This window comes from Streptomyces sp. NPDC029014 (assembly GCF_055564695.1).
In genome coordinates this window covers 14,495-28,135 of sequence record NZ_JBVHVT010000101.1, presented here as the reverse complement: position 1 = coordinate 28,135, position 13,641 = coordinate 14,495, and the positions used below count along the sequence as shown (strand labels likewise).

The window sequence follows — 13,641 nt, the reverse complement described above, 5'->3', positions numbered from 1 at the left end:
TGCCCACCCTCACCCCCCCCCCCCCCCCCCACCCCCCCCCCCCCGCCCACCCCCCCCCCCCCCCCCCCCCCCCCCCCCCCCCCCCCCCCCCCCCCCCCCCCCCCCCCCCCCCCCCCCCCCCCCCCCCCGTTCCGCAGGACCACGGGAGGACTAGGCGTCCTGACCCTGCTCCGTCTTCTTGCGCCAGCGGATGCCGGCCTCCAGGAACCCGTCGATCTCGCCGTCCAGCACGGACTGCGGGTTGCCGACCTCGAACTCCGTCCGCAGGTCCTTGACCATCTGGTACGGGTGCAGGACGTACGAGCGCATCTGGTTGCCCCAGGAGCTGCCGCCGTCACCCTTGAGGGCGTCCATCTTGGCGCGCTCCTCCTGGCGCTGGCGCTCCAGCAGCTTGGCCTGGAGGACGTTCATCGCGCTCGCCTTGTTCTGGATCTGCGAGCGCTCGTTCTGGCAGGACACCACGATGCCGGTCGGAAGGTGCGTGATGCGCACCGCCGAGTCGGTCGTGTTGACGCCCTGGCCGCCGGGACCGGAAGCGCGGTAGACGTCGATGCGGAGCTCCGACTCGTCGATCTCGACGTGGTCGGACTGCTCGACGACCGGCAGCACCTCGACGCCGGCGAAGGAGGTCTGGCGGCGGCCCTGGTTGTCGAAGGGCGAGATGCGCACCAGGCGGTGCGTGCCCTGCTCGACCGAGAGGGTGCCGTACGCGTACGGGGCCTTGACGACGAAGGTGGTCGACTTGATGCCGGCCTCCTCCGCGTACGAGGTCTCGTAGATCTCCGTGGAGTAGCCGTGGCGCTCGGCCCAGCGCAGGTACATGCGCTGCAGCCGCTCGGCGAAGTCGGAGGCGTCCACGCCGCCGGCCTCGGCCCGGATGTTGACCAGGGCCTCGCGCTCGTCGTACTCGCCGGACAGGAGGGTGCGCACCTCCATCTCCTCCAGCGCCTTGCGGACCACTGTGAGCTCGGTCTCCGCCTCGGCGCGGGTGTCCGGGTCGTCCATCTCCTCGGCCAGCTCGAAGAGGACGGCGAGGTCGTCGATGCGGCCCCGGAGCGTCTCGGCCTTGCGGACCTCGGCCTGGAGGTGGGAGAGCCGGCTCGTGATCTTCTGGGCAGCATCCGGGTCGTCCCACAGGGACGGGGCCGCTGCCTGCTCCTCGAGCACGGCGATGTCTGCCCTCAGCTTGTCGAGGTCCAGGACGGCCTCGATCGACCCCATGGTCGAGGAGAGGGACTTCAGCTCTTCGGAAACATCGACGACTGCCACGGGTCCAGCGTAGCCGGTCCGCGGGCAGCCCTGTCCGTGCAGTCCGGTTCACCCGTTCTGATGATGGGCGATACGGGCGTACGCTCACGGTATGACTCTCCTCCTCGTCAAGCGCCGCCATGTGGACCACATGCGTGTCACGACGACGAGCTGTCAGCCGCCGGACCGTACCCAAGCCTGATCAACCCCGATCCGACTTCGGTCCTGTACGCGGCTCACGCGGCCCCGGCGCCACCCCTGCCGGAGGCCCTCCCCCTCCGCTGCCCCGACACCTTTGGGGAACAGGACCCCGTGACATCCGAAATGGAGCCGTCATGCCGTCCGCGCACTCCCTCCCCGTCATCGATCTCTCCCAGGCCGACGACCCGGCCCAGCGGGCCGACTTCCTGAAGGCACTGCACGCCGCAGCCCGGGACACCGGCTTCCTGCACCTCACCGGGCACGGCATCACCGAAGCGGAGAGCGCTCGAATACTCGACGTGACCAGGGCTTTCTTCGCCCTCCCGGAGGCCGACAGGCTCACCGTCAGCAACCTGAACTCGCCGCACTTCCGCGGCTACACCCGGATCGGCCACGAGCTGACCGGCGGAACCTCCGACTGGCGGGACCAGCTGGACGTCGGCGCGGAACGCCCCGCACCGGCCCTGGAACCGGGCGACCCGGCGTACCTGTGGCTGGAGGGCCCCAACCAGTGGCCGGCCGCCCTGCCGGAACTGCGCACCGTGGTCCTGGACTGGCAGTCCCGACTGACCGCGGTCGCCCACCGGCTGCTGCAGGAACTGCTGACCTCGATCGGCGCCCCGCACGACTTCTTCGACGAGGCCTTCGCCGACCGGCCGCACCTGCACACCAAGCTGATCCGCTACCCCGGGTCCGCTCCGTCCGGCGCCGACCAGGGCGTCGGCGCCCACAAGGACTACGGGTTCCTGACCCTGCTGCTCCAGGACTCCGTGGGCGGCCTGCAGGTGGTCAGGGACGGCGGGTACGTGGACGTGCCGCCGATGCCGGGCGCGTTCGTGGTCAACCTGGGTGAGCTGCTGGAGATCGCCACCGAGGGGTACCTGACCGCCACCGACCACCGGGTGGTCAGCCCGCCGGGGGCGGTGGAGCGGTACTCGGTGCCGTTCTTCTACAACCCGCGGCTGGACGCGGTCGTCGACACGGTGCCGGGCGAGTACCTGCGGCACGCGCCGGGCGTGCTGCACGACGCGTCGAACCCGCTGCACGCGGAGTACGGGCGCAACGAGCTGAAGGGGTGGGTGCGGGCGCACCCCGCCGTGGCGCGGCGCTGGCACCCGGAACTGGTCGCGGCGTAGCCCCCGCCGCCGGCCTGGCCTCCGGCGGCGCTGGCCTCCAGCGGGGGCCGGTGCCCCGCTGCCGCTGCGCGGAGCCGTTCCCCAGTCCCGCCCCTTCCCGAAGCAGGAGCTCCGCCCCGGACCCCTTCGCCTCGAACGCCGGCGGGGCTGGAGGACCGGGCGCTGCGCGCCCGGTGCGCTCAAACGCCGCGCGGGCTGGATCTTCCAGCCCCGCCGGCGTTCGAGGCGCGATGGGCTGGGGGCGGAGCCCACGGTTTCGGGACGCAGCGGCAGCGGCTAGCGCTTCGGGGGGGCCGAGTGCTTCGTCGGGGGGCGGGGCGGCTCGTCGCCGGACGAGGCGAGCCAGCCGCCGACGCCGAGCGCGGCAACCAGCCCCACCGCGGCGGCGGACAGCGCCAGCCGCCGCCGACGGACCGCCCCGGCCCGGTGCCGGGCGACCCCCGGCCGGTGGCCGCCGGCCGGCCGCGGCACCCGCGCGGTGCCCAGCGCACCCCCGGCCAGCTCGTCCGGTGCCGGCACCCGCATCGAGGTGTGGGTGTCCCGGTTGGAGTCGGTCGCGGTGCCCGGCACCAGCGGGACGACCCCGCGGCGCCGGACCGGGTCGGTCTGCCCGGGGGCCTCCCGGACTTCGGGCTGCTCCGGCTCCGCGTCGTCGGGCTCGTCCACGTCCAGCGGCGGCATCCCCGCCAGCATCGGCAGCAGGTCCCGCAGCCGCGCCGACAGCTCGGAGGCGCGCAGCCGGGAGGCGGGGGCCTTGGCCAGGCACTGCACGACCAGCTGCCACAGCTCGTCGGGGATCCCCGGCAGCGGGACCACCGTCTCCGTCACGTGCCGGCGCAGCACCGCGCCCGGATGCCCACCGCCGAACGGCGTGAACCCGGCCAGCAGCTCGTACAGCACGGTGGCCAGGGCGTATATGTCGACGGCGGCCCGCGGGGGCAGGCCTTCCACGATCTCCGGGGCCAGGTAGTCGGGCGTGCCGATGATCCGGGTCGCCGGGGCGGACGTGCGCCCCGTGCCGGTGCCGGCCCCGGTGCCCGCCCCGGCCCGCTTCGGCGAGTCGATCAGCTTGGCCACGCCGAAGTCGGTGAGCAGCGCGGGGTGCGAGCCGCCCGGCCCGAGCGGGCCCTGCATGTCGAGCAGCACGTTCTCGGGCTTGACGTCCCGGTGGACGACGCCGGCCGCGTGGGCCGCGGCGAGCGCGTCCGCGACGTCGGCGACGATCGCGACGGCCGCCTCGGGGGCGAGCCGCCGCTCGCGGTCCAGGCGCGTGCGCAGGTCCGTACCGCGCACCAGGTCCATGACCAGGGCCAGGTCGTTGCCGTCGACGACGAGGTCGCGGACGGAGACGATGTGCGGGTGGTCCAGGCCGAGCAGTGCGCTGCGCTCCTGGACGAAGCGTCCGACGAGCTCCTGGTCGGACGCGAGGTCCTCGCGCAGGAGTTTGACGGCGACGGGCCCGTCCGGCCCTTCGCCGAGCCACACCGTGCCCGCGCTGCCGCGCCCCAGGATCTGGTGCGCGGTGTACCGGCTGCCGATTTTCCGTGCCACGACTGCTCCCTCAGCGGCTGGCGTACGTGCCCAAAGCTACGCGGCCGGAAGGGTGAAGGTCGCCGCGGATCGCGACGACCTTCACTTCTAGGGGCAAAATCAGGTCCCGGATGTCGACAAATCTACGAAGTCGGCGTTGTGCGGGGCCGGTTCAGGGTGCGGCGGGGCCGCCGCCGGAGCCGGTGGCCTCGCCGATCGACGACACCCAGTCGACGATTCCGGAGCCCCAGCTCCACACCTGGTCCCACCAGCCCTTGCCGGTGCCGATCCATTCCTGGAGCGGGGTGAGCTCCCAGATCAGCCAGCCCGCGACGAAGAACACCAGGATCATGACCAGGCAGCCCTTGAGGCAGCCGAGGCCGGGGATCTTGATGGGGTTGGCGCTGCGCCGGCGCGGCTCGCGCGGCTCCCGCGGGGCGCGCGGCTGCGGCGGGGCCTGCGGGGGCTGTTGGCGGGCCGGGGGCGGCGGGGCCTGCGGAGGCTGGTACGCGGGTTGCGGCTGCGGCTGCCGGTACGGCTGGGGCTGCTGCGGCGGGGGCGCCTGCTGCGGCTGCGGGTAGTACGGCTGCTGCGGCGCCTGCCGGTACTGGGGCGGCTGCGGCGGCTGGTGGTGCTGAGGCTGCGGCGGGTACTGCTGCGGCGGGCCCTGGCGGTACTGCGCGGGCTGCTGGGGCTGCCGGGGCTGCTGCTGCGGCGGCGGGGGCGCCTGCCGCTGCGGCCGGCGGCGCAGCGGGTCCTCGTTCGGGTCGAGGTAGTGCATCTGCGTCTGTTCGTTGCGCTCGCGCGCCGCCCGCATCTGCGTCTGCCACGGGTGCGGCTGGTCCGGGCGCTCCACGGGCGGCATGACCGAGGTCGCGGCCGCGTCCGGGATCCCGGGGGCGCCGGTGGCCGGCAGGACGGAGGTGGCGTCGGCGGCGCCGACCGGCGGCAGCACGCTGGTCATGGCGTTCGGGTCGTACGCGCCGGCCGGTCCGACGCTCGGCGCGGCGGTGGGGCGGGCGGGCAGCACCTGCGTGGGGTCGGCGTCGCCGGCGCCGTCGCCCACGGCCTCGGGGACGGGCGCGGGCGAGGGGTCCGGCGCGAGCAGGGCGCCGACGCCGAGCGCGGCCTCGACCTCGCCCGGCGCACTGTGCACGCCGATGCCGGCGGCGACCACGCGCAGGCCGCGGGCCAGGTTCTCGGCGCTGGGGCGCTCGGTCGGCTCCTTGCGCAGGCAGCGCTCGATGACGATCCACAGCGGCTCGGGCAGGGTCGGCGGGCGCTGCGGGTCCTCGTTGAGGTGCCGCTGGAGCACTTCGAGGGCGGTGGAACCGGCGAACGGCGGGCGGCCGGTGACGAGTTCGTAGAGCAGGATGCCGGCGCCGTAGATGTCGACGGCGGAGGTCTGCGGGCGGCCCTCGGCGGACTCGGGGGCCACGTAGGCGGGGGTGCCGACGAACTCGTGGGTGCGGGTCAGGCCCGGGGAGTCGGCGAGGCGGGCGATGCCGAAGTCGGTGAGCATCGGCCGCATCCGGCCGTCGCTCTCGTCGAGGAGCACGTTGGCCGGCTTCAGGTCGCGGTGGACGATGCCGTCGGCGTGGCTGGCGGCGAGCGCGTCCGCGATCTGCGCGGTGAGCAGGGCGGCGGCGACCGGGGTGAAGGGGCCGTTCTCGCGGAGGTACTTGTGCAGGTCCGGGCCGTTGATCAGGTCCATGACCAGGGCGAGGAGGTCGCCCTCGACGACGAGGTCGCGGGTGCGGACGATGTTGGGGTGGGTCAGGCGCAGCAGGACCGAGCGCTCCCGCAGGAAGCGCATGACGATGTCCGGGTCCTGGGCCAGCTCCTCCTTGAGGACCTTGATGGCCACGGTCTCGCCGGGCTGGCCGGCGACGGCCGCCTCCGCACCGGCGGTCTCTCGCTGGCGGGCACGCCAGACGGTGCCCGTGGCGCCGCGCCCGAGCGGCTCCTCGAGCAGGTACTTGCTGCCGACTGGCCGCACGTCTCGCGCTCCCTGTGTCGTCCTGCGGTGGGTCCCGCCGGTGGTTCGTCGTCCGGTTTCGTTTCCGGGTTCGTTTTCCGGCCCACTCTAGGGGGTGTCCTCGTGGAAGACGCGGCGTACCGGAGGTTGGTTGCCGCACACATGTACGAGGAGTGACATGTGCGGGGTATGCCGGGGGCGTTTTTGCTCGGCTTTCCCCACAGGTTCCCTACGGGTTCCCTGCGGGTGCGATCATTCAAGATCATTTCTTGGGGAGAACCGGGCGTGTCGTCCGCGACAGGTGCGAGGATGCACCCGTACGGAACGGCGGGGACGGGAGCCCCGCCGGGTGGGGGTTTTCGGGGCAGCCGTGCGGCTGCCGTCGTTCCCCTGCCGGGCGCACGAACCGCGCACCGCGCAGAAGGGATCGCTGACGGCGATGCAGATCCGGCTGACCGTCCTCGGGTCGCGCAGCGGCCACCAGACCGTGCCCGCCGGGTGTGACGTGCTCGTCACCGCACCTGCCGGGACGGCGCTGGCCTCGGTGGCCTCCGGGCTGGCGGCGACCGTCGGCGGGCCCGACACCGGCGGCACGGTCGTGCTGTACGCCGGCACGCAGCGCCTGGACCCGCAGCGGCAGGTGCTCGGGGAGCCCCCGCTGGTCGACGGGGCGGTGCTGGGGCTGCACGGCCCGGTGGCGGACGCGGCGCCGGACGCCGCCGACGGGGCCCAGCTGCACGTGGTGGCCGGACCCGACGCGGGCGGGGTGCACCTGCTGCACCCCGGCGCGATCCGGATCGGCCGCTCGGCCGACGCGGACGTCCCGCTGGACGACCCGGACGTGTCCCGACTGCACTGCGCGGTGACCGTGACGGCGGACGGGCGGGTGGCCGTCGCCGACCTGGACTCGACGAACGGCACGACGGTGGACGGCGCGCAGGTGCGCGCGAAGCCCGTGCCGCTGGCGCCGGGCGCACTGCTCCGGATCGGTGAATCGGCCCTCCGCCTGGCCGTCTCCTCCCCGCCCGCGCTCCCGGTCGTCCCGGACCGCGAGGGCCACCTCTGCCTCCCGCCCCCGCCCACCGGCACTGCCCCGGCACCCCCCGCATGGCCCGCCCCGCCCGCCTCCGCCCCGGCGGGCCCGGGCTCCGGCGCCTCCGCAGCCCCCGGCGCCGGCGCCGGCGCCCCGTACGCCACCGGCCCCGCAGGGCCCGCCACGACGGGCTCCGGCCGGGCAGGCTCCGGGACCCCGGCTCCGGGGCACCCCGGCACGACGCCGACCGGCCCGTCGGGCCCCGCCGGCACCACCGCCCCGGCGCGGCCCGACGGGGCCCCGTACGCCACGGCCCCCGTGGACCCTGCTCCGACGGGCTCCGCCGCGGCGTGGTCCGGGGCCCGGCCGGAAGGGGACGAACGGGGCGGGTCGGCGGCCGTCGGCCACCACGGCACCGGTTCCGCCACGGGCCGGCCCGTGGCGCACACGCCGACACCCGCGCCCGGATCCGGCGCGGCCCGGCCCGGAGCTGCCGCGTCCGCGGCCGGCCCGGCGGTGGCCGGCGGCGGGTGGCGGGGTGGGTTCGGGGCCTGGGCACGGCGGTGGATGCGGGCCGGGGAGGAGCCCGTGGAGTCGGCACCGGGCGCGCCGGCGGCCACGGCCGCCGTGCCGGACGCCGACGATCCGGCCACCCTGCTGCTGGCGGCCCTCGCGCCGACCCGACGGCTGTGGTCCCGGCCGCGCGGCCGCCTCGACGTCGGCCTCGGGGCCGGCAGCCGGGTCGCGCTGCAGGACGCCGGGGCCCTCGGCATCGCCGGCCCGCGCGCCCGCCTGGCCGGGGTGGCCCGGTCGGTGGTGGCCCAGCTCGCCGCGCTGCACGCACCCGCGCAGCTGGAGATCGTGCTCGTCAGCAGCGACCGGACCCGCCCGGTGGCCCAGCGGCGCGAGGAATGGGGCTGGCTCGGCTGGCTGCCCCACGTACGGCCCGCGCACGGCCAGGACTGCCGGCTGCTCCTCGCGTACGACCGCGACCAGGCCGCGGCCCGCACCGCCGAGCTGGCCCGCCGGCTCGACGAGGGCCCGCTCGGCGTGAACTGGGCGGCCGCGGACCCGGGCGCCGCCCGGGAGGCGGCGGCCGCCCACCAGGGGCCGTACACCCTCCTCGTCGTGGACGGCGACCCCGGCACCGCCGCGCTGCGCGACCTCACCGGCCGCCTCGCCTCGCACGGGCCGGCCGCCGGGATCCACGTCCTGGTGCTGGCCGAGACGCCGGCGGCGACGCCGGCCTCCCCGCTCACCGAAACCTACGAGGCCGCCTGCGCGGTCGTCCCCGCCTTCCGGGACTGCGGCGCCGCCGCCGTGCTCAGCGGCGACGTGGCCACCACCGTACGGACCTTCGCCGTCGCCGGCGGCACGCCCTGCCCGCCCGGCGCCACCGCGACCGCCGACGCCGTCTCCGCGGCCTGGGCGGAGCGGTTCGCCCGGGCGCTGGCCCCGCTGCGTGCCGGGACCGCCGGCGCCGTCCCGCAGCAGTCGGCGGCCGCCGCCCTTCCGGCGACCGCGCGGCTGCTGGACGAGCTGGGCCTGGCCCGGGCCACCCCGGCCTCGCTGATGGCCCGTTGGGCCGAGGCGACCGAGCAGGGCCAGGGCGTCGGCGGGCTCGCCGCGTTCGTCCTCGGCGGCGGCCGCGGCGGTCCCGTCGGGGCCGAGCTCGTCCAGGACGGGCCGCACCTGCTCGTGGAGGGGCCGGCCGGGAGCGGCCGTACCGAACTGCTCCGCTCGATCGCGGCGTCGCTGGCCGCCGGGGCGCGGCCCGACCGGCTGGCGCTGGTCCTGCTCGACGGGGCGGGCGGGGAGCGCGGCGACGGGCTGCTGCCGGCCGCCGACCTGCCGCACGTCTCGGCGCACCTGGTCGCCGCCGACCCGGTGCGGATGCGGGAGTTCGCGCAGGCCCTGGGCGCGGAGCTGAAGCGGCGCGCCGAGCTGCTGGACGGGGTCCCGTTCGCGCAGTGGCACTCCCGCCGGGAGGTGTCCGACCGGATGGTCTCGCCGCGCCGGCCCGCCCCGGCCGAGCAGGTCGGCGGCGGCACCGAGCAGCAGGGGGGCGGCGGTGACGTGGATCCGCCGCGTACGGGCACCCTGCGGCTGCGCGCCGCCGCCCTGCGCCTCGACCCGCCCGCCGGGCCGAGCCCGCTGCCCCGCCTGGTGGTGCTCGTGGACGACCTCGACGCGCTGGTCGCGCCGGGTCTCGGCAGTGCGGGCCGGCCCGCCGCCGGGTCGGTGGTCCGTGTGCTGGAGGCGGTGGCCCGGGACGGGGAGCGGCTCGGCGTGCACCTGGTGGCGGCCACCGCCCGCCCGGACCGTACGGCGGACACCGAGCTCGTCCGGAGCAATCCGCTGCGGGTGGAGCTGGAGGCGCCGGACCGGCCGGGCCCGGGCCGCGGCGTGCTCCGCTTCGCCGACGGGCGGACGGTTGCGTTCCAGGGCGGGCGGGTGACCGGCCGGATACCTCGGACGGCGACCCAGCGGCCGACGGTGGTGCCGGTGGAGTGGGAGCGGATGGGTGATCCTCCGGCCCGCCGCCCGGTGCGCGAGCTCGGCAACGGCCCGACCGACCTGGCCCTGCTGGCCAGTGCACTGGACCGGGCGTCGCACCTGGTCTCGGCGGTGCCCGTGCTGTTCCCGGCCGCCCCCTGACCCCGCGCCCGCGCAGCCCCCGCGCAGAGCGCGCAGCGGCCCCGCGGGGTCTCCGGGACACCCCGCGGGCCCCCGGGGGCCCGGTGCGCCGCCCCCGCGGGGCCCTGACGCGGTATTGCGGGGGTGCCCGGCTCGGCGTAGACCTGTGGAGCAGGTCACACCACGGGAATCGGGGGCGAACCATGCTCAGGCAGGGAACGAGCCGTACGAAGAACCGTAGAAGCAGCAGCCGTGCCTGGGCGGTCCTGGCCGCTGCGGGCGCCCTCGTCCTGAGCGGGTGCGGGGGCGGGGGCTCGAAGGCCGATCCTCCGCCGGGGGCGGCGGCCTCGGCCGCGCCGCGGGTGCAGTTACCGCGGCTGGACGGGGAGAAGCTCCAGGTCGCGGCGGTGTGGACGGGGCCGGAGCAGGCGAACTTCGAGAAGGTGCTGAAGGAGTTCGAGAAGCGGACGGGCGCCACGGTCACCTTCGTGCCGGCGCAGGACCCGATCGTCACCTTCCTCGGTACGAAGATCGCGGGCGGGCAGCCGCCGGACGTGGCGCTGCTGCCGCAGGTCGGGGCGCTGACCGCGGCGGTGAAGAACAAGTGGGTGCAGCCGCTCGGCCCGGAGGCGAAGGCCCAGCTCGACGCGAACTACTCGAACGGCTGGAAGGAGCTGGGCTCCGTCGGCGGCACTCCGTACGGGGTGTACTACAAGGCCGCCAACAAGTCGCTGATCTGGTACAACGCGAAGGCCTTCGAGGCGGCGGGGGTGAAGCCCCCGAAGACGTGGAAGGAGCTGCTGTCCGTCGCGGACACGCTGTCGGCGTCCGGGACCCCGGCAGTGTCGGTGGCCGGTGCGGACGGCTGGACGCTGACGGACTGGTTCGAGAACGTCTACCTCTCGCAGGCGGGCCCGCAGAAGTACGACCAGCTCGCCAAGCACGAGATCAAGTGGACGGACGAGAGCGTCCGGCAGGCGCTGACCACCCTCGCCGAACTGTTCGGCCGCAAGGACTTCCTGGCGGGCGGGCCGAGCGGGGCGCTGGCCACCGAGTTCCCGAAGTCGGTGACGCAGGTGTTCACCGGCGGGGACCGGCCGGCGGCCGCGATGGTCTTCGAGGGTGACTTCGTCGGGGTGAACATCGCCCAGACCGAGGCGAAGATCGGCAAGGACGCCCTGGTGTTCCCGTTCCCGGCGGTCGGCGCGAAGCCGCCGGTGGTGTCGGGCGGTGACGTGGCGGTCGCGCTGAAGCCGTCGAAGGGCGCGCAGGCGCTGCTGACGTTCCTGGCCTCCCCGGACGCGGCGGAGATCCAGGCCCGGGAGGGCGGCTTCCTGTCGCCGAACAAGGCGGTCAGCCTGTCCGCGTACCCGAACGACATCCAGCGGGGCATCGCCGAGGCGCTGATCGCGGCGGGCGACGACTTCCGCTTCGACATGTCGGACCAGGCCCCGGCGGCCTTCGGCGGGACCCCGGGCGCGGGCCAGTGGAAGGCCCTGCAGGACTTCCTGGCGAACCCGTCGGACGTGGCGGGCATCCAGAGCAGACTGGAGGCGGAGGCGGCCAAGGCGTACGGGAACTGACCCCCGTGACGCCCTCGACCGGTACGGGGGCGGCCGCGCGCGAGGACGCGCGCCGGGCCGCCCCGTCCTCGCGGTCCGGGCAGGCCCGGCGCCGTCGCCTCGTCGCGGCGGCGTTCCTCCTCCCGGCGCTGGTGCTGCTCGGGGCGCTCGTCGTGCACCCGATCGGCTATTCCGTCTACCGCAGCCTCTTCGACCGTTCCGGCGACCGCTTCGTCGGCGGGGCCAACTACGCGGAGATCCTGCGCGACGACGCCATCCGTACGGCCGTGGAGAACACGGCGGTGTGGGTCGTGGTCGCGCCGGCCGCCGCCACGGCCCTCGGCCTGGTCTTCGCCGTGCTCACCGAACGGGTGCGCTGGGGCACCGCGTTCAAACTGCTGGTCTTCATGCCGATGGCGATCTCGATGCTGGCGGCCGGGATCATCTTCCGGCTGGTCTACGACCACGACCCGGACCGGGGCGTCGCCAACGCGGTGCTGGTCGCGGTGCACGACACCTTCGCCCCCTCCTCGGCGTTCCCGGGGGCCCGCCCGGGCCGCGACTCGCCGCTCGTTCCCGGGCGGGGCGCCGATGCGGGCGGCTACCACACCCGCGAGCCGGTCCGGGCGGGCACACCGGCGCTGCTCCCGCTGGTCGGCGTCGCCCCCGCGGCGCTGCCCGAGGGGACCCGGACGGCCCGGCCCGCCGCGGCCGAGCCGGGCCGGGTCACGGGGACGGCCTGGCAGGACTTCACCCGGGGCGGCGGCGGACGGACCAACGCGGTGGACCCGGCGGAGTCCGCGTTCGCCGGGATGCGGGTCGAGGCGGTGAAGGACGGCCGGGTGGTGGAGTCGGCGACGACCGGCGCGGACGGCACGTTCAGCATGTCGGGGAAGGCCGACGGGGCGCTGCTGCGGCTGCCCGCGTCGAACTTCCGGGAGGCGTACGCGGGGGTGGACTGGCTGGGTCCGGCGCTGGTCACCCCGGCGATCATCGGGGCGTACGTGTGGATGTGGGCCGGGTTCGCGATGGTGCTGATCGCGGCGGGGCTCGCGTCCGTGCCGCGGGAGCTGCTGGAGGCGGCGCGGGTGGACGGGGCGAACGAGTGGCAGGTGTTCCGCCGGATCACCGTGCCGCTGCTGGCACCGGTGCTGGCGGTGGTCCTCGTCACCCTCGTGATCAACGTGATGAAGATCTTCGACCTGGTGTTCGTGATCGCGCCGGGCTCGGTGCAGGACGACGCCAACGTCCTGGCCCTCCAGCTGTACCGGACCTCCTTCGGCACGGACGCCGACGCGGGGCTCGGCAGCGCCATCGCGGTGCTGCTGCTGGTGCTGGTGGTGCCGGTCATGCTCTACAACATCCGCCGGATGCGCCGGGAGGCCCGCCGATGAGCTTCGCGCACACCGCAGCCTCCCGCGCGGCCGGCGGGGCGGTACGCGTCTTCCTGGTCCTCGCCGGCCTGTTCTGGCTGCTGCCCACGCTGGGTCTGCTGGTCTCCTCCTTCCTCGACCCGAGCGACCTGAACGACGGCGGCTGGTGGCAGGCGCTGACCGCGCCGGCCAAGCTGACCACCGGGAACTACGAGCGGCTGCTCGCCGACGACGCGATCACCGGCTCGCTGCTGAGCACGGTCGCCATCACCGTGCCGGCGACCCTGCTGGTGCTGGCGCTCGGCTCGTTCGCCGGATACGCCTTCGCCTGGCTGGAGTTCCCCGGCCGGGACTGGCTGTTCCTGGTCGTCGTCGCCCTGCTCGTCGTCCCGGTGCAGGTGGCGCTGATCCCGGTCTCCGAACTCTTCGGCGCCCTCGGCCTGTTCGAGACCACGGCCGGGGTGGTGCTGTTCCACACCGCGTTCGGGCTGCCGTTCGCGGTGTTCCTGCTGCGCAACTTCTTCGCCCAGATCCCTCGGGAGCTACTGGAGGCGGCCCGGCTGGACGGGGCCGGCGAACTGCGGCTGTTCGCCCAGGTGGTGCTGCCGCTGGGCGGGCCGGCGATCGCCTCACTGGGCATCTTCCAGTTCCTGTGGGTGTGGAACGACATGCTGGTCGCGCTGGTCTTCGCGGACTCCTCGCACCCGCCGGTCACGGTCGCCCTCCAGCAGCAGGTGCGGCAGTTCGGCAACAACATCGACGTCCTCGCGCCCGGCGCGTTCCTGTCGATGGTGGTGCCGCTGGTGGTGTTCTTCGCGTTCCAGCGGCAGTTCACGACGGGGGTGACGGCGGGCGCGCTCAAGTAGCCCGGGCCATGGCCTGCTCCTCCGACGCCGGGTAACCCGTTTGCCACGCACCGCGTAACCCGGTCGCCGTACCGGGG

8 protein-coding genes are annotated in these 13,641 nt (G+C 75.3%); 5 read left to right on the top strand and 3 right to left on the bottom strand.

All coding sequences use genetic code 11. The features are described from left to right. Window positions 1-150: 150 nt before the first annotated feature. Complete coding sequence (gene prfB / locus ACZ4VL_RS35515) at window positions 151-1,269, bottom strand: peptide chain release factor 2 (protein WP_468208575.1); 1,119 nt, start codon at window positions 1,267-1,269, stop codon at window positions 151-153. 314 nt (window positions 1,270-1,583) lie between these two features. Here prfB and ACZ4VL_RS35510 point away from each other — a divergent pair, with 314 nt between their 5' ends. Continuing rightward, window positions 1,584-2,585, top strand: a complete 1,002-nt coding sequence (locus ACZ4VL_RS35510; RefSeq protein ID WP_468208573.1) for an isopenicillin N synthase family dioxygenase — start codon at window positions 1,584-1,586, stop codon at window positions 2,583-2,585. Between the two features lie 276 nt (window positions 2,586-2,861). On the opposite strand, the gene ACZ4VL_RS35505 is transcribed toward ACZ4VL_RS35510, so the two are convergent. Beyond that, window positions 2,862-4,136 carry a serine/threonine-protein kinase gene (locus ACZ4VL_RS35505; RefSeq protein ID WP_468208570.1) on the bottom strand — a complete coding sequence of 425 codons (1,275 nt, stop codon included), beginning with the start codon at window positions 4,134-4,136 and terminating at the stop codon, window positions 2,862-2,864. 151 nt (window positions 4,137-4,287) lie between these two features. Further along, window positions 4,288-6,114, bottom strand: a complete 1,827-nt coding sequence (locus ACZ4VL_RS35500) for a serine/threonine-protein kinase (RefSeq protein WP_468208567.1) — start codon at window positions 6,112-6,114, stop codon at window positions 4,288-4,290. Window positions 6,115-6,532: 418 nt separating this feature from the next. Here ACZ4VL_RS35500 and ACZ4VL_RS35495 point away from each other — a divergent pair, with 418 nt between their 5' ends. From ACZ4VL_RS35495 to ACZ4VL_RS35480, 4 genes are all read left to right on the top strand, one after another. Continuing rightward, window positions 6,533-9,784: an FHA domain-containing protein gene (locus ACZ4VL_RS35495; protein WP_468208577.1), complete on the top strand. Its 3,252-nt coding sequence runs from the start codon at window positions 6,533-6,535 to the stop codon at window positions 9,782-9,784. Between the two features lie 182 nt (window positions 9,785-9,966). Next, window positions 9,967-11,346: an ABC transporter substrate-binding protein gene (locus ACZ4VL_RS35490; protein ID WP_468208565.1), complete on the top strand. Its 1,380-nt coding sequence runs from the start codon at window positions 9,967-9,969 to the stop codon at window positions 11,344-11,346. A 5-nt stretch (window positions 11,347-11,351) separates the two neighbouring features. Beyond that, entirely contained in the window at window positions 11,352-12,719 is a 1,368-nt protein-coding gene (locus tag ACZ4VL_RS35485) for a carbohydrate ABC transporter permease (RefSeq protein ID WP_468208562.1), read from the top strand. Continuing rightward, window positions 12,716-13,564, top strand: a complete 849-nt coding sequence (locus tag ACZ4VL_RS35480; protein ID WP_468208559.1) for a carbohydrate ABC transporter permease — start codon at window positions 12,716-12,718, stop codon at window positions 13,562-13,564. Before ACZ4VL_RS35485 ends, ACZ4VL_RS35480 begins: the two co-directional genes overlap by 4 nt. Window positions 13,565-13,641: the final 77 nt, after the last annotated feature.